General features: G+C 71.7%; 18 protein-coding genes and 1 pseudogene. 3 read left to right on the plus strand and 16 right to left on the minus strand.

Annotated elements, in window-relative coordinates; genetic code table 11:
• Nucleotides 1-213: 213 nt before the first annotated feature.
• Together IO33_RS0112650 and IO33_RS0112655 are read right to left on the minus strand one after the other, a co-directional pair.
• Nucleotides 214-1,005 carry a methyltransferase domain-containing protein gene (locus tag IO33_RS0112650; RefSeq protein WP_031163817.1) on the minus strand — a complete coding sequence of 264 codons (792 nt, stop codon included), beginning with the start codon at nucleotides 1,003-1,005 and terminating at the stop codon, nucleotides 214-216.
• Nucleotides 1,006-1,188: 183 nt separating this feature from the next.
• Entirely contained in the window at nucleotides 1,189-2,097 is a 909-nt protein-coding gene (locus IO33_RS0112655; RefSeq protein ID WP_280921785.1) for an LLM class flavin-dependent oxidoreductase, read from the minus strand.
• A gap of 48 nt (nucleotides 2,098-2,145) precedes the next feature.
• Here IO33_RS0112655 and IO33_RS0112660 point away from each other — a divergent pair, with 48 nt between their 5' ends.
• Nucleotides 2,146-2,535, plus strand: coding sequence for a DUF192 domain-containing protein (locus IO33_RS0112660; RefSeq protein WP_031163822.1), 390 nt, complete (start codon nucleotides 2,146-2,148; stop codon nucleotides 2,533-2,535).
• Nucleotides 2,536-2,562: 27 nt separating this feature from the next.
• A pseudogene (locus IO33_RS53520) lies at nucleotides 2,563-2,646 on the plus strand (DUF3224 domain-containing protein); the annotation flags it as partial.
• A gap of 63 nt (nucleotides 2,647-2,709) precedes the next feature.
• On the opposite strand, the gene IO33_RS0112665 reads toward IO33_RS53520, so the two are convergent.
• The 14 genes from IO33_RS0112665 to IO33_RS0112730 all read right to left on the minus strand — a co-directional run bounded on the left by IO33_RS0112665 (nucleotide 2,710) and on the right by IO33_RS0112730 (nucleotide 13,919).
• A complete protein-coding gene (locus IO33_RS0112665) occupies nucleotides 2,710-3,327 on the minus strand; it encodes an OmpA family protein (RefSeq protein ID WP_031163824.1) in 618 nt (205 codons plus the stop codon).
• Between the two features lie 7 nt (nucleotides 3,328-3,334).
• The gene (locus tag IO33_RS0112670; protein WP_031163826.1) at nucleotides 3,335-3,916 is read right to left on the minus strand and encodes a hypothetical protein; all 582 of its coding nucleotides are present in this window, start codon (nucleotides 3,914-3,916) and stop codon (nucleotides 3,335-3,337) included.
• 16 nt (nucleotides 3,917-3,932) lie between these two features.
• Nucleotides 3,933-4,544 (minus strand): pilus assembly protein TadG-related protein, encoded by a 612-nt coding sequence (locus IO33_RS0112675; RefSeq protein WP_031164215.1) that lies wholly within the window; start codon nucleotides 4,542-4,544, stop codon nucleotides 3,933-3,935.
• On the minus strand, nucleotides 4,541-4,738 hold the full coding sequence (locus tag IO33_RS0112680; protein WP_031163828.1) for a Flp family type IVb pilin: 198 nt from the start codon (nucleotides 4,736-4,738) through the stop codon (nucleotides 4,541-4,543). The genes IO33_RS0112675 and IO33_RS0112680 overlap by 4 nt, the downstream gene beginning before the upstream one ends.
• Nucleotides 4,739-4,863: 125 nt before the next feature.
• A complete protein-coding gene (locus IO33_RS0112685; protein WP_031163830.1) occupies nucleotides 4,864-5,616 on the minus strand; it encodes a response regulator in 753 nt (250 codons plus the stop codon).
• A 13-nt stretch (nucleotides 5,617-5,629) separates the two neighbouring features.
• Nucleotides 5,630-6,892: a sensor histidine kinase gene (locus IO33_RS0112690; RefSeq protein WP_037685272.1), complete on the minus strand. Its 1,263-nt coding sequence runs from the start codon at nucleotides 6,890-6,892 to the stop codon at nucleotides 5,630-5,632.
• Between the two features lie 187 nt (nucleotides 6,893-7,079).
• Nucleotides 7,080-7,967: a DUF5936 domain-containing protein gene (locus IO33_RS0112695; protein ID WP_031163834.1), complete on the minus strand. Its 888-nt coding sequence runs from the start codon at nucleotides 7,965-7,967 to the stop codon at nucleotides 7,080-7,082.
• Nucleotides 7,968-7,980: 13 nt separating this feature from the next.
• A complete protein-coding gene (locus IO33_RS0112700; protein WP_031163837.1) occupies nucleotides 7,981-8,925 on the minus strand; it encodes a type II secretion system F family protein in 945 nt (314 codons plus the stop codon).
• A gap of 7 nt (nucleotides 8,926-8,932) precedes the next feature.
• Nucleotides 8,933-10,270, minus strand: a complete 1,338-nt coding sequence (locus IO33_RS0112705) for a TadA family conjugal transfer-associated ATPase (protein WP_031163839.1) — start codon at nucleotides 10,268-10,270, stop codon at nucleotides 8,933-8,935.
• 18 nt (nucleotides 10,271-10,288) lie between these two features.
• Nucleotides 10,289-10,633 carry a TadE/TadG family type IV pilus assembly protein gene (locus IO33_RS0112710; RefSeq protein ID WP_031163842.1) on the minus strand — a complete coding sequence of 115 codons (345 nt, stop codon included), beginning with the start codon at nucleotides 10,631-10,633 and terminating at the stop codon, nucleotides 10,289-10,291.
• A 1-nt stretch (nucleotide 10,634) separates the two neighbouring features.
• A complete protein-coding gene (locus IO33_RS0112715; RefSeq protein ID WP_031163845.1) occupies nucleotides 10,635-11,015 on the minus strand; it encodes a TadE family protein in 381 nt (126 codons plus the stop codon).
• Nucleotides 11,016-11,022: 7 nt separating this feature from the next.
• On the minus strand, nucleotides 11,023-12,255 hold the full coding sequence (locus tag IO33_RS0112720; protein ID WP_031163847.1) for a CpaE/TadZ family protein: 1,233 nt from the start codon (nucleotides 12,253-12,255) through the stop codon (nucleotides 11,023-11,025).
• 12 nt (nucleotides 12,256-12,267) lie between these two features.
• On the minus strand, nucleotides 12,268-12,975 hold the full coding sequence (cpaB, locus tag IO33_RS0112725) for a Flp pilus assembly protein CpaB (protein WP_031163849.1): 708 nt from the start codon (nucleotides 12,973-12,975) through the stop codon (nucleotides 12,268-12,270).
• Nucleotides 12,976-13,034: 59 nt separating this feature from the next.
• Nucleotides 13,035-13,919 (minus strand): hypothetical protein, encoded by an 885-nt coding sequence (locus tag IO33_RS0112730; protein ID WP_107069293.1) that lies wholly within the window; start codon nucleotides 13,917-13,919, stop codon nucleotides 13,035-13,037.
• A 310-nt stretch (nucleotides 13,920-14,229) separates the two neighbouring features.
• On the opposite strand from IO33_RS0112730, the gene IO33_RS0112735 reads away from it, so the two are divergent.
• Nucleotides 14,230-15,954: a chitinase gene (locus IO33_RS0112735; RefSeq protein WP_037685274.1), complete on the plus strand. Its 1,725-nt coding sequence runs from the start codon at nucleotides 14,230-14,232 to the stop codon at nucleotides 15,952-15,954.
• Nucleotides 15,955-16,043 lie beyond the last annotated feature (89 nt).

A 16,043-nucleotide genomic window follows, 5' to 3' on the forward strand; every position in this document is an offset into this window, starting at 1 on the left:
CGCGCGGACGATCACCCGGTTTCACGGCACCGCGCAGCCCCCTCCACTGCGCGGTACCGCCCGCACAGCTTTGCTGGCGCGAATAACCTTGGTCTGAACTTACGTGACGGGTGGGGCGGATGTGAACCGGGACCGATAACAATGTGGAAACCTCCGGCGGCCTCCAGGTGAACCGCGCCGGTTTTGCGCTGTTTCGTCCGGCTCGCCGATGCCTCAGCGGGCCGGCTTGCGAACGTCGAAGAGGTGCCGGGAGCTGTACGCGACGAACGGGCCCTGCTTCTCGATCCGCTCGTGCAGCGCACGGAGTTGGCGCTCGTACCCCTCCACCGTGAAGCCCGGGACCATCCACACCACCTTGCGCAGGAAATGGACAACCGCGGCGATGTCGTGGAACTCCATCCGCAGCCGCTCCGCCCGCAGCCCCGCCACCTCCAGGCCGGCCGCCTCGGCGCCGGCCCGCTCCCGCTCGGGGTCCCGGCCGGCCCGCACCTCCTCCGGCTGCGGTCCGAGGAAGTACTCGACCAGCTCGAAGACGCTGGCCGGTCCGACGTGCTGGGCGAAGTACGTGCCACCGGGGCGCAGCACCCGGGCGATCTCGTCCCAGTACGGGCGCACCGGATGACGGCTCAGCACCAGGTCGAAGGTCTCGTCGGCGAACGGCAGCGGCGCGTCGTCCGCGGCGGCGACGACCACCACGCCGCGCGGCCGCAGCAGGGCGGTGGCCTTCGCCACGTTCGGCGGCCAGCCCTCCGTCGCCGCGGCCAGCACCGGCCGGGCCGGCTCCGCCCTGCCCAGCGCGAAGTCCAGCACCTCACCGCCGCCGGTCTGGACGTCGAGCACGGCCCCGGCCCCGGCCAGCCGCTCCCCCGCCGACACGGCATACCCCCACGAGGGCCGCTCCTCGCTCGCCCTCCCCTCGAACCAGGAGAAGTCCCATCCCTCGGTCGGTACGGCGACGCCCTCGGCCAGGAGGTCTTCAAACGAACGATGCACTGCCACGCGCATCATGATCGCAGGGCTTTCTCGGCACGGCCTCCCGATTTCCGCGCCCCCTCATCGGGGGGCGGGGGCCCCGCCCCCCGGGCGCCCGCGGTGACCGTGCGCACGGCGGAGCCGGGGCCGCCGAGGATGCGCGGCGGTGGGACAGCGGGCCCGACAACGCCTCGCCACCCGCGGCTACGGATACGGCTACGGCACCAGCGGGCGGACTTCCTCGGCGGCGAACCGCACGAACCCCTCCGGGTCGGGTTCGTCCCCGGTCGGCTGCAGCACGACGGTGTCGGCACCGGCCTCGGCGAGGCGCCGTACGGCCGCGGCCACGGCACCCGCGTCCCCCGCGACGCCCACGCCCGGCGCCGGCTCCAGGCCCTCGGCGGCGAGTTCGGCGTGCAGCCGCGCGTCCGCGTCGGGGCCCGTCGCGGCCAGCAGGTAGACGACGACCTTGTGCGGCCCGCCGCGCCCCGCCTCTCGCTGCCCCTCCTCGATCAGCCTCCGGGCCCGCCGTACGCCGTCAGGAGAGGTGGAGGCGGTGAGGAGCGTGCCGTCGGCCCTGGCGCCGGAGAGGCGGAGCGTCCGCGGCCCGGTGGCGCCGGCGAAGACCGGCACGGCGCCCTCCGGCGGCCAGTCGAGGGCCACGTCGTCGAGGGTGACGTACCGCCCCTGCACGGTGAGCTTCTCCCCGCTCAGCAGGGCCCGCAGGGCGTCGAGGTGCTCACCCAGGAGGGTGAGGGGCGAGGCGGCACGGGCGCCGACCTGCCCCATCCAGTCCTGCACCCCGTGCCCGACGACGACGGTCGCGCGGCCGGGGAACATCCGGTGCAGCGACGCGGTCTCCATCGCGGTCACGGCGACGTTCCTGAGGGGCACGGGCAGCAGCCCGACGCCCACGCGCACGCGCTCCGTCCACGCGAGCGCCGCGGCGGCCGTCGAGATCCCGCCCTCCAGGAAACAGTCCTCCCACAACCACAGCTCTTCGAGTCCCACCTCGTCCGCGGCCCGGGCGACGGCCCGCAGACGCTCGGGCGGCAGCTGGGGGCGGAAGACGACACCGAGTCCAGTCATGGGTCCCTTCCTAGTGGGGAGGAGGTGGGGTGACAACTGGTTTTCCCGGGCGGAGAGTTGGCACCGGGGGATGAGGGAGGGGACATGGGAGGACGCTGGCGGGACGGGACCGGGCAACTGGTCGTGCCGGGGCCCGGGGGTGCGGACGGCCCGGTGGTCCTCCCCCTGGAGATCGCGGCCTCCTACCGGGCACGGACACGGGGGCTTCTGGGCCGGGACTCGCTCGCCGGGGCGATGCTGCTGTCCCCGGCGAGCGGGGTGCACACCTTCGGCATGCGCATCCCGATCGACGTCGCCTACCTGGACCGCCGCCTGACCGTCCTCGCCGTCCGGACGATGGCCCCGGGCCGCCTGGGCCTGCCCCGGCTGCGGGCCCGGCACGTCCTGGAGGCCGAGGCCGGGTCGATGGCTGGATGGGGTCTGCGGGCAGGGGTGAGTGTCCAGGTCAAGGGTGATGTCAGTGGCTCGGCCTAGCCTCGCGGCGCCGACTTCCTGGTGATCGTGCCGGGCCGCGGGACGGGGGCGCTGGCCGGGATCCGAGGGGCCGGCGCTCTGCGGACCGACGCGGTCGGCACCCACCGGATCCGGTTCGAGTACGAGGTGGGCGCGGAGGGGCTCCCGCGGGTTCGGTCCCGACCCACTCCGGGCTCACTCCTTGGTGCGGGGGAAGGTCACCTCGACGCGCCGGTTCTTCCGCCGGCCCTCCTCCGTGGAGTTGTCGGCGATCGGGAACTGCTCGCCGTAGCCGCGGACCTCGAAGGTGACGTTCGGGTCGTTCAGGTCCTGGTCCAGGACCGCCTGTACGGCGTTGGCGCGCTGCTTGGACAGGATGTCGCCGTGGGCGGAGGAGCCGAGGTCGTCGGTGAAGCCGAAGACGCGGACCTGGGTCGCGTTCTGCTTCCTGATCTCCTGGGCGATGGCGGAGATCCGCGCCTTGGCCTCGTCGCCGAGCCTGGAGCTGTCCTTGCCGAACAGGACTTCGGCCTGGAGGGCGAAGGTGACGTCGGCGTTGGTGTCCTCGCGGCGCTCGTCCCCACTCTGGTCCTCGACGACCGACTTGATGTCCAGCACCTTGGGCGCGGCGAGGGTGGCGCCCTCCGGGAGCTTGAGGTCCGGGTCGGTGGGGTCGATCTTCACGGGGGCCACGGCGGAGGGTTCGGTGACGGGGGGCTGGCTCGGGTCCGTGTCGTCGGCGTGGGCTTGGGCGGCGGCGGCGAGGAGGAGGGTGGCTGCGGCGAGGGTGAGGGCGAGACGGGTGGGGGTCACTTGGGCCTCACCCGGAGATCTTGATGGTGGCCGAGGAGAACGTCGGCAGCTGGAATTCCACCTCGGCGGTGTTCGTGGGCGGGGCCGGGAACTGCATGAACACCGCCAGGGTGGCACCGGCCCTGAGGGCGGAGAAGCCGGTGGTGGTCAGCGGTCTGCCCTCGGTGTCCCGCAGCACGTAGTAACGCTTCTTGCCCTGGGAATCGACCAGTGTGGCACCACCGAGAGACTTTCCGTTCTTGATGATCTCTGTTTCGTTGCCGCTCAGCGCGGAGGGGATCACCATGGTCTGAGCCCCGTCGTTCTTCAACGTGCCGTTGACCGTCACGAAGCCGCCCGCATCACGTTGAGCGGAGGTGATCTGGAGAAGCAGGCCGTCCGACCCCTTCAGTTCGGCCAGCGGCTGGCCCGACTGTCCTTCCTGGGTGCTCGGGTCGGAGCCGGTTGTCCGGGAAGCGGTCGCGGAGTGCTCCGGCTTCTCGTCATCGCCGCCGCCTCCACCGCAAGCCGCCACACCCATGGCCAGACCAGCCGCAACGGTCAACGCGACCATCCCCTTGCGGGCCTTCGCAGTGAACCGCATGCTCATCGCTCCGCTTCCTTCGTCATTGATCGTGCGCCGGTGAGTCGGCAAGGTGGACGTCGAAGAGGTCTTCCGGCTTCGGGAGGCTCGTGGAGTCGTCCGGCTTCGGATGCCAGACCTTGTGGTCCTTGCAGGTGAGTGCAGGCGGGTCAGCGCCCACGGCGCCTTCGGTGCCCTCGTCGGGCGGGGGCGTACAGAGGGGTTCGATCACGGCAGTCGCGTGCGCCGTCGATCGCATGTCTTCGGTGCCGGGCACGACGGAGTGCCCCACGCCCTTGATCGTCGTGGCCTCGACCACGTAGCTCAGCGGACCGTCGGGCGCGCAGTGCTCCGTCGCGCCGTTCAGCGCGGCGAGCCGGTCGGCCCGCAGGCAGAAGTCGCCGCCCCCGTCCCCGGCGAAGATGGCCTGCCACTTGGCGGGGTCGCGTACGTTGGCCAGCCACAGGCCCGCAAGTTGGTCACGGGTCTTCTGAGCCGCCGCCAGTGCCGCCGCGTCCGCCGCCGTCTGCGCGCTGCTCCGGTTCACCGCGGCCTGACCCACGGCGAGATAGGCCAGCGCAAGAAAGAGCAGGCCTGCCACCACCGTGATGTAGATGGGAAAGGCCTGCCCTGTGTCGCTCCGTGGAGCAATCAGCCGCCGGTCACCTCGGTGATCTTGTTCGTGATCGCATCGAAGATCGTCTGACCGATGCTCGTCCCCGTGATCGCCAACACGATCGCCACGACCACCGCGATGATGCCGAGGTACTCCACCGCTGTCTGCCCCTTGTCGCTTCGAGCGACACGGGCCTGCAGGTACGCGACGGTGGTGTTGAACCAGTTGCTCATGGTGGTCCCCTCCGGGTTCGCCTCCGATCCGGAGAACGTATGCCCGGGCAGCGCGCCGGGCAGAGGGCCCCAGGGCCCAACACCGGACCCATTCGCGGCCCTTCCCGCTCGCCCGTGTCCCCACTTCAGGCCACCCCCAGCCACTTCGCGGCCGCCTGCGAGCGGGTGGTGGTCTGGAGCTTGGCGAAGATGCGGTTGATGTGGTTCTTGACCGTCTTCTCGGAGATGAAGCAGGCGGCGGCGATCTGCTGGTTGGTCATGCCGGACGCGATGAGGTCCATGATCTCCGCCTCCCTCGCACTCAACCGGAAACGTGAACGGAATGACTGTCCCACAGATGATTGCAGTTGCGAAAGCGTTTGGCCTGAGCTTTCCCCTAAATCGTCCGGGATTTGGTGGTCAATGTGTGCAGGTGCACTTGCCCGCAGTTCCACCAGTAACGCCTTCGCCGCCCCCGGCGTCACATGCGGCCGGCCCTCGCGGACATCCCGCACCGCCCGCACCAACTGCTCCGTCGTGAACTCGCCGTGCACCAGGTATCCCCCCGCCCCCAGCCGCAACGCCTCCCGCACGGTCTCCGTCTCGTGGCTGTAGGTGAGCATCATGACCGGCGCCAGCCGCACCAGGTGTGGCAATGCCGAGATTCCGTCGACTCCGGGCATGCGGACGTCGAGGAGGATGACATCGGGGCGGTGTCGCAGGGCCGCCTCGTAGGCCTCGCGGCCGTCCGCGGCCTCTGCCACCACCGTGGTGTCGGCGCGGCCCGACAGCAGGGCCGTCAGGCCCGCCCGGACCACCGGGTTGTCGTCGGCCACCAACAGCCGCAGCGGAACAGGAGCCGGCGCGGGGGCCTGGGGCCAGGGATGACCGTGCTGCATGAGCTGCCTCCTCTCAGGCGTTCCGGGGGGACGGGCCGGAGCGGTCCAGGGCCGACAGGGGAAGTTCCACACGGACCTCCGTGCCCCGTTCGTGACCGCCCCGGCCGATACGGATGCGGGCGCCCGCCTGCGCGGCCCGCTCCACCATGCCGAGCAGGCCGAAGTGGCCGCACTCGCGGAGCCGTTCGAGCGTGGTGCCGGGCGGAAGACCCCGGCCGTCGTCGTGGATCGTGAGGCGCAGCAGGTCGCCGTACACCGCCGCGTGGACGTCGACCCGGGTCGCGCCCGCGTGCCGGTGGGCGTTCTCCAGCGCTTCCGTGGCGATGGAGAAGAGGTTGCGGGCCACGGGGGCGGGCAGCGGGGGAAGCACGGGATCCGCGTCCGCCGCTCGCACCGCCTCCGCCGCCCTCACCGGTTCCGGCGCGTCCCGCCAGGAGCAGGTGACGTGGAGGCCCGTACGCCGCGCGAAGTCGTCGGCGGCCGAGGACAGTTCGGTCCAGGGGGCCGCCTCCCCCGGGGTGTCCGGCCGCTCCCGCCGCAGGTCCGACAACAGTTCCCTCGACTCCGCCGCCGCCCTGCGTGCCGAGCGGGAGACCAGTTCCGCCTGTTCCCTGATGCGAGCCGGGTCCAGGGTCTGGGCGGAGGCCGTCGCCGCCAGGCCGTCCGCCGCGAGGGCGACGCCGTAGAGGGTCTTGGCCACGGAGTCGTGCATCTCGCGGGCCAGCCGGGTGCGTTCCGCGCTGACCGCCTCCGCCGCGGCGAGGCGCGCCTGGACCGTCGTGAGGGCCTGGGTCGCCGCGCCGAAGCGGAGCATCAGGTTGCGCAGGGTCGAACCCATGGCGCCGGCGATGACGCACAGGCCGGGCAGGAGCAACGCCTCGGCGACCGGTGCGTGCCGGTCGGCCTTCAGGGTGGCGTGGACCAGGAGCAGGATCAGGGACTGGAGGGAGGCGAAGCAGGCCGCGCCGCGCCAGCTGTAGACGAGGCCCGCGAGCAGCGGGGTGCACACGCTGACGTAGGCGAGCGTGGTGTCCGGGCCGGCCGAGACGAGGAGGAAGGAGCCGAAGAGGGTGTCGGCGGCGAGGAGGCTGGGGTGGCGCAGCAGGAGGGGGCCGAAGCGTTCCCAGTCGCGGAAGAGGACGTAGGACACCATGAAGGTGACGACCACCGCCGCGCCGACCAGGCGGACGCCCAGGCCGGGGGCCGCGTTGAGCAGGGCGGCGGGGGCGGCCACGGCGATCATGGCCAGGCGGAAGCCGAAGACCTGCCGGCACATCGCCTGCAGCGCGCTGACCTGGATCTTCTCCGAGGGTTCGGCAGGGGCCGTGGCGGGACGCGGCGCAGCGGAGGTCGGCCTCCGGCGCCATGAGAACCGCCCTCCGGTCCCCTTCAGGCGGCTCAGACGGCCCTCGAAGACCGAATTCCCCGCACGCCCCGTCCACCCCGTCACCGTCACGTCCGCCTCACTTCCCCGTGAGGGAGCCGAAGTCCACTCCGGAGCCGAGGATCAGGCCCGCCCCCAGCAGCAGCATCGTGGCCGGGACCATGAACGTGGTGATCATCAGGGTGGCCTTGGGCACCGCCCGGGCCGCCTTGCGGCGGGCGTTCTGGGCGTCGGTGCGGCGCATGTCCTTGGCCAGGGAGACGAGGGTGTCGACGATCGGCGCCCCCAGTTCCTCCCCCTGCTGCAGGGCCGTCACGAACATCGCCACCTGTTCCGAGTCGTTCCTGCGCCGCAGCTCCGCGAAGGCCTGGCGGCGGCTCATGCCGAGGTCCATCTGGCGCAGGGTGATGCGCAGTTCGTCCGCCCACGGGCCCTCGTAGCGGGAGGCCACCCGGTCCAGGGCCTGGCGGAAGCCGAGGCCCGCGCTGACCACCACCGCCAGCACGTCCAGGAAGTCGGGCAGGGTGCGCTCGATGACGTCCTTGCGGACCCGGATCGCCGACCAGATGCCGACCTCCGTCCAGAACGCCCCGAACAGCAGCAGGAGTACCGCCACGAACCACTGGCCGCGCAGCAGGAAGACCAGGAAGCCGACCGCGCCCAGCGCGCCGTAGACCGCCCGGCGGGCCGCGTAGCGGTCGATGGTCAGGCCTCCGGGGTTGCCCGCGAGGTCGATCTTGCGGCGGTACCTGGCGACCAGGCGCGGGCCCATCAGGCGCAGCACGGCGGGGGCGTAGCGCATGCCCATCCGGTCGATGACCGAGCCGACCGCGCCGGCGCGGGTGGCGCCGACCTCCAGGGCGAGGGCGAGGTCGCCGGGGAGCCTGGCGTCCGCGCGGTACATGCGGACGCCGGTGAAGGCGCCCCAGACGCCTAGGCCCGTCAGCAGGGCGAGCAGGAATGCCACGGGGACCTCTCCCTCACACGTCGATCCGGCTCAGGCGGCGGATGAGGACGAAGCCGACCGCGTACATCGCGAACGCGATGAGCACACAGGCCTGGCCGACCGGTGAGCCGGTCATACGGGCCAGCGCGCCGTCCTTGACGCCGTTCATCAGGAACAGCGCGCCGACGCCCAGGACGGGGACGGCGTAGGACGTCATGGTCACCTGGCTCAGCTGGGTGCGGATCTCGCGCCGGGTCTCCTTGCGTTCCTCCAGGGTCTCGGTCAGGTTCCGCAGGGCGGACACGACCTGGCCGCCCGCCCGGTTGGAGAGGACCAGGGTCGTGACGAGGACGACCAGTTCACGCGACGGCAGGCGCTCGGCGAGTTCGCCGAGCGCGTCGTCGAGGGACTGCCCGATGGCCAACTGGTCGGCCACCTTGCCCAGTTCCTGTCCCGCCGGGGCCTCCAGTTCCTCCGCCGCCATGCCGATCGCGGTGCGCAGGGCCAGGCCGGCCTGGGTGGCGTTGGCCAGGATGCGGGCCAGTTCCGGGAGCTGGTTGATGAAGCGCTCGATGCGTTTCTGGCGCTGCCAGTTGAGGAACTGGACCGCCGCCCACACGCCGAGGAGGCCGGCGAGGGGTCCGAAGAACGGCGCCAGCGCGGCCTGGCCGATCAGCCAGAGCGCGGCCACGGCGGCGAGGATGCCGACGAAGAACTCGCCCGGGGTGACGTCCAGGCCGGTGGCCGCCAGCCGCAGTTCCAGCCAGCGGCCCAGGCGGGTACGGCGCAGGCGCCGGTCGAGGTCGCGGAAGCGGCGTCTGCGGCCGGTCGCCGGGGCCGGGCCGGTGTGCGAGAGGCGGTCCACGAGCGCCGCGCGCTGGGCCCGGCCCGAGGCGTAGGCGTGCACGCCGGCCACCGCCAGGACACAGGTCAGCAGCGTCACGCCGGCGGTGAGCTGGACGAGGGTGTGGAGTTCCATGGGTGGCCTACCTGGCTTCTCGGGTGGCGAGCTGGTCGGTGGAGTGGGCGACTCCGAAGGCCTGCGGGACGGGCTGGCTCGCCATGTAGAGGCGGTCGGCGGTACGGCGGGGCAGCGGGAAGTACTGGAAGGCGCCGTAGACGCGGCCGTCGGGGGTCAGGGGCTGGGCGTCGAACCGGGCCACGGTCGCGAGCCGGTACGGCTCCCCGCCGTGGCTGTCGAGGAGCGCGATCTCGGTGATCCGGCGGGCGCCGTCGGCGAACCGGGTGAGCTGGACGATGACGTCGACGGCGCTGTTGATCTGGTCGTGCAGCGCGACGAAGGGGACCTCGACGTCGGACATGGAGGCGAGGGTCTGGAGCCGGGTCAGGGCGTCCTCGGCGCTGTTCGCGTGGACCGTGGCGAGCGAGCCGTCGTGGCCCGTCGACATCGCCTGGAGCATGTCGAGGGACTCGCCGCCGCGGACCTCACCGACCACGATCCGGTCCGGGCGCATCCGCAGGGAGTTGCGGACCAGGTCGCGGATGGTGACCTGGCCCTTGCCCTCGACGTTCGGCGGCCGCGATTCCAGGCGGACCACGTGGGTCTGCTGGAGCTGGAGTTCGGCGGAGTCCTCGATGGTGATGATGCGCTCGTGGGACGGGATGAGTCCGGACAGGGCGTTCAGCAGGGTGGTCTTCCCGGTGCCGGTGGCTCCCGAGACGATGATGTTGAACTTCGCCTGCACCAGGCCTGCCAGCAGGTACACCATGTGCTCGTCCAGCGAGCCGAAGGAGATCAGCTCCTGGAGGGTGAAGGAGCGCGGGAAGCGGCGGATGGTGAGGATCGGGCCGGTCAGGGACAGCGGCGGGATGATGACGTTGACCCGCTCGCCGGAGGGCAGGCGGGCGTCCACCATCGGGTTCGACTCGTCGACCCTGCGGTTCACCGTGGAGACGATCCGCTCGATGGTCTGCATCAGCTGGTCGGCGGAGACGAACCGGAGCGGCAACTGCTCGACGCGGCCGCCGCGTTCCACGAAGACGGCGTCGGGGCCGTTCACCATGATCTCGGTGATCGACGCGTCCTCCAGCAGGGGCTCCAGGATGCCGAGGCCCAGCGCCTCGTCCACGACCCGGCGGATCAGCTGTGAGCGTTCCACCGTCGACAGCACCGGGCCCTCCCGGCTGATGATGTGCCCGAGCACCCGCTCCAGTCGCGCCCGGCGCTCGGCGGCGGCCAGCGCGCTCATCTCCGCGAGGTCGATCTCCTCCAGCAGCTTGGCCCGGTAGGAGGCGACGAGATGCCCGTCCTCGCCCCGGCTGCCGTGCTCCTCGGGAGTGCTGATGCGTGCCCGCAGGCTCATGGGGTCGCCTCTCCTCGGTCAGTGGTCGCGGGGCATGGTGGCGGTCTTGGTGGCGTCCCCGAAGTCCCAGAAGATCTCGGGGATGTGGACGGTGGCGGTGACGGTGACCGAGTCGTCCCCGCCGTCGCTCTGCGCGCACCGGACGGTGAGCGGGCCGCTGACCGCGCCGGCGCAGGCCTGCTGCGCGTCCTGCCGCAGGGAGGCCGCCCGGGCCCCCGCCCGCGCCGCCGTACCGGCCTGCTCGGCGGCGTAGGCGATCGCGCCGATCTGGATGCCCGCCATGGCCACGATCAGCAGCACCGGGATGAACCCGAGGTACTCGATGGCCACCTGACCGCGGTCGCCACTCCGGCGCGGGGACATCTCAGCGCTTCACCTCCTCGACGGCACCGGCGTGGCCGTGCACGGTCGCGGGGAAGGAGAACAGTCCGGGGAAGAGGGCCGGGACCCGGAGGGAGACGTCGGCCGTCACATAGCCGCTGCCGCCGCAGTGTTCCACCTTGGCACCCCCTTTCCACGCCTTCGACAGATGCCTCAGCGCGGCCTCCTGGCACGCGTCGAAACGCTCCCCCGAAGGCACCGCCGTCCCGGCCCGCACCCCCTCGTCCGCGGCGTTCCCGGCGAGCGTGAAGGTGTACCCCACCAGCACGGCCTGCCACACGAGCACCAGGGTCAGAATGATCAGCGGGGTCATGCCCAGGAACTCGATGCTCACCTGTCCCCGGTCCCCACCCGGCCTCCTCATGGGGCGCTCACTCCTTCCGCCGCCGGAATCCGACCGGGCCCCGCCCGCTCCCGCGGTGCGTCCCCTCGGCCGCCTTCACCAGTCCCAGCTCCCCGGCGAGCGCCCACAGTGCCTGCTTCACGGAGCTTCTGCCGTCCAGCTCGTGCAACCGTCCCGCGTCCACCACGCCCTGCAGTTCCTTGAAGTTGGCGGGGACGGCGGTACGCGCCAGGGCGGTCCCGGTGATGCGCTGCACCAGCGCCGGCTGGATCTCCGTGCTGCGCGTGTGCCGGTTGACGACCGCCGTGGTCTCCTCCGCCTTGCGGATCTGCAGCCGGTCCCACATCCGTACCGTCCGTTTGGCCGCGCGCACGGCGATGACGTCCGGCGTGGTGACGAGCACCGCGGTGTCGGCCGTTTCCACCGCCGCCGCCCCCGCGGCGCTCAGCTGGGCGCCGCAGTCGACGACGACCACCTCGTAGCGGGAGCGCAGCGCGCTGACGATCTGCCGGGTGGCGCGCTCGGTGACCTCCTCGCCGCGTTCCCCCTCGGCGGGGGCGAGGAGCAGGGCGAGCCCGGTGTCGTGGCGGAAGACGGCGTCGGCGAGGACGCGGGGCGAGATGTCGGTGATGGCGGCGAGGTCGACCACGGACCGGCGGAACTGGATGTCCAGGTAGGAGGCGATGTCCCCGGTCTGGAGGTCGAGGTCGACCAGGACGGTGGGACGGCCCGAGGCCTGCGCGGCGAGGGCCAGCTGGATGGCCGTCAGGGTCGCTCCCACGCCCCCCTTGGCGCCGCTGACCGTGACGACCGTACCGCCGGCTCCGCCGAAGGCGTCCGCGCCGTGGCCGAGATGGCGCCGTACCCCCGTGGACCACTGGGCGACGACCTGGACGCGGCTGGCGAGTTCCTCGTACGACAGCGGGAGCGCGACCAGGCCGCGGGCGCCGGAGTCCATGGCGGCGGAGAACAGGCCGGGGCTCGCGTCGGTGGTGACGAGGATGACGCCGACCGCGGGGAAGCGCAGTGCGACCTCGCGGATCAGTTCCAGGGCCGGGACGGGCCCGATGCGTTCGTGTACGACGACGACTTCCGGGAGTTCGTCCATGGAGTCGGCGGCGAGGCGGGCGAGGGTGTCGACCAGCTGCGTGGAGTCACCGACCGGTGGCTGCGGTTCGGCGTCGGGCAGCTGGCTGAGCAGGGTGACGAGGGAGCGGACGGCATCCGGGTCCGCGCCGGCCGGGAGGATCCTGGTGGGCATGCGGGCCGCCTCTCACTTGTCCGTCGCGAGTTCGTAGGTGCGGTCCTTGTCCGGGACGCCGGTCTCGCCGCCGGGGGCCACCAGCGCGAGCCGGACGCGCTGGGCGAAGGACTCGGCGTAGGTGATGCGCTGGGCGTCGAGGGTGGACAGCGCGAAGGTGATGGGGACGGCCTCGGTGGGCTGCTGCTGGTTCTTTCCGCTGTCGGGGTCGAGGGCGGTGATCCGGCCGACGTCGAGGACGCGGGCGTCGGTCACGATGATCTTCGACTGGTCGGGGTCGCCGTCCTTCTTCCCCTCGAAGGTGGCGTAGACGTTGACCCGCGCCCCGGGGGTGATCTTCCCCGCCACGCCCGTCGCCGCGTCGATCATGATGGCGACCTCCTGCTGCCCGGGCTGGAGGGCGGGCTGGTCGACGATCATGTCGGTCTGCAGCAGGGACCCGGCGCGCAGGGTGGTGACGGCGATCTTGCCCTGGATCTGGCGAAGGTCGGTGACCGCGGTGCCGGACAGCCAGCGCTTCGGCATGGAGGTCTTCTCGAACTGGGTCGCGTCCAGCGCGGTGTAGGGCTGCACGTCGGACCGGACCCGGTAGGCCGTGACCTCGGGCCCGACCTTGGAATTCACGTCATGGACGACGGAGAGCACACCGGCGAACGCGCCGAGCGCGCACAGGACCGACAGGACGAGCAGTATCACGCCGCGGCGCTGACGGGAGTTCATGAACCGTGCAACCTCATTGGGGGAATCGGTCGAGCGGGATGTGAGTCGGGTGCGTGCGGTCAGGCGGGCGTGCGCTGTTCCAGGGCGCGGGGCGCGGCGGGTTCGCGGGCGGGCGGGGTGGCGGAGCAGAAGACACAGCGGTCGCCTATGACGTCCAGGCCGCACCAGTGGCAGCCGGTCTGCCGCACCGAGGTGACGAGTTGGTACAGGACGGACAGGTCGGCGAGGTAGCTGCAGAACTCGGTCATCCGGCCGGTGCCCCACCACACCGGGGACTCGGCGGGCAGGGGGACCTCGCGCAGACCGTGCACGCTCCACTGGCCGGCCAGTCCGGCGACCCAGTCGCCCGGCAACTGCTGGCCCCTGGCGACGAGCATCCAGGTGTTGAACTCGGGCCCTTTGAGGGTGGCGCCGGGCCCTGTGCGCACGAGCTGCGGCTCCGGATGGGCGAGGACGGCGAACTGACTGCCGGGCACCCAGGACTTGGCGTGCGCCTTCAGTCCGACCGGCACCCGGTCCAGCTTGGCGACCGAGCCGAGGACGGCCCCGGCGTGGATGTAGTGGGTGAGCAGGCGCCCAGCGGAGGCGAGGATTCCAGGGCTCAGGTCGCAGGAGGCGAGCTGGCGGAGCTGGCGGGCGAGCACGGCGACGCCGAGGGGCGGCAGTTCGGGCCGGAACAGGGCGATGCGGTCGCTCTCCAGCAGCGAGCGCAGGGTGTGCAGGCGGCGTACGACGGGTTCCGGGGTGGCGGCCGAGCAGACGACGACCACATAGCCGTACTGCTCGGTCAGGGTGTGGAGTTCGGTGAGCGACTGCTCCAGCGGGCGCTGGTCGAGGCCGCCGAGCACGACGGCCGGCACGGTCCGCTCGTCCTGTGCCGGCAGCGCCATGTCGGCACTGGTCACGGCAATGGCAGTTGGCACGCGCAGCTCCCCGCTCTTCACACCCGCCGGCCCACCGGGGTGACTCCCGTGCGCCAGGACGACTTCACTGCGTGACTACGTGAGCACTGTATCCACGGCCGTCTGGCCGGAGAACAGCGTTTGTGAAGCTCGCGTGGAACTCTCTCGGCGCAAGTCCCGCCAAATCCGGACAGCTTGAACGGCGATCCATGAACAGAGTTGGTCTGGACCTCTTGACACCCGGATTGGTCTGGACCAACTTGTAGGCCAACGGTGGCCACCGTCCCTCACCCCTCCCCGCGGAACTCTCCTGTTCCGGCTCCCTCGCCGCACTCCCCCACCGGAGGCCCCAGTGGACCATGCACCAGGCATACCCAGACCCCGCGGACGCCGAATCACGCTGTGGTCCGCCGCCACCGCCCTGGCCCTCTCCGTCGCGGGCCTGACCGCGGCCGCCGGCCCGGCCTCCGCCGCGGACGTCAACAACGTCAGGAACGCGGGCTTCGAGTCGGGCCTGGCCGGCTGGACCTGCACCGCGGGCAGCGGTACGACGGTCTCCTCCCCGGCGCACGGCGGGTCGGCGGCGCTGAAGGCGACCCCGGCCGGCCAGGACGACGCCCGATGCACCCAGACGGTCGCGGTCAAGCCCAACTCGACGTACTCACTGAGCGCGTGGGTGCAGGGCGGCTACTCCTACCTGGGCGTGACGGGCACCGGCACGACGGACGTCTCGGCCTGGACCCCCGACACGACGGCCTGGAAGCAGCTCTCGACCACCTTCACCACCGGCGCGTCGACGACCTCGGTCACGGTCTACACGCACGGCTGGTACGGCCAGGCGGCCTACTACGCCGACGACGTCTCGGTCTACGGCCCCGACGGCGGCGGAGGCGGCGACCCCGCCCCGACGGTCCCCGCCGCGCCGGCCGGCCTGTCCGTCTCCGGTACGACGTCGTCGTCGGTGTCGCTGTCCTGGACCGGGGTACCGGGCGCCACGGGCTACACCGTCTACCGTGACGGCACCAGGGCGACGACGGCGACGGGAACGTCGGCGACGGTGACGGGCCTCGCGGCGTCGACGTCGTACGGCTTCCAGGTGACGGCGACGAACGCGGCGGGCGAGTCGGCGCGGTCGGCGTCTGTGACGGCCACGACGTCCCCCGCCGGCACGGGCGGCGGAGGCGGCGGCTCCCTGCCCAGGCACGCGGTGACCGGCTACTGGCAGAACTTCGCCAACGGCGCGCGGGTCCAGAAGCTCTCGGACGTGCCGTCGTCGTACGACATCGTCGCGGTGGCCTTCGCGGACACGGCGTCGTCGCCGGGAGCGGTGACGTTCAACCTGGACTCGTCCGGGCTGGGCGGCTACACGGTCGACCAGTTCAAGGCGGACGTCAAGGCGAAGCAGGCGGCCGGCAAGAAGGTCGTCATCTCGATCGGCGGCCAGAACGGCACGGTGTCGGTCAACGACTCGACGTCGGCGGCGAACTTCGCGAACTCGGTCTACTCGCTGATGCAGACCTACGGCTTCGACGGCGTGGACATCGACCTGGAGAACGGCCTCAACGCGACGTACATGACGCAGGCGCTGCGCGCCCTGTCGGCGAAGGCGGGCTCGTCCCTCGTCATCACGATGGCCCCCCAGACGATCGACATGCAGTCGACGTCCAACTCCTACTTCCAGACGGCCCTGAACATCAAGGACATCCTCACGGTCGTCAACATGCAGTACTACAACAGCGGCTCCATGCTGGGCTGCGACGGCAAGGTCTACAGCCAGGGCTCGGTCGACTTCCTCACGGCGCTGGCCTGCATCCAGCTCCAGGGCGGCCTCTCCCCGTCCCAGGTGGGCCTCGGCCTGCCGGCCTCCACCAGCGCGGCGGGCAGCGGCTACGTCTCCCCGACGGTCGTGAACAACGCCCTGGACTGTCTGGCGGCGGGCACCAACTGCGGCTCGTTCAAGCCGTCGAAGACCTACCCCGACCTGCGGGGCGCGATGACCTGGTCGACGAACTGGGACGCGTCGGCGGGGAACGCCTGGTCCGGCGCGGTAGGAGCGCATGTGCACGCGATGCCGTGACCTGAGCGCCCACCGACCCGCGGCGCCCGGGGCCTGCACGGCTCCGGGCGCCGCGTCCGCATGACCCGCCCCGCCCATTTTCAGCCGAG

The organism is Streptomyces durhamensis (assembly GCF_000725475.1).
In the GTDB taxonomy this organism is placed as follows: Bacteria; Actinomycetota; Actinomycetes; order Streptomycetales; family Streptomycetaceae; genus Streptomyces; species Streptomyces filipinensis.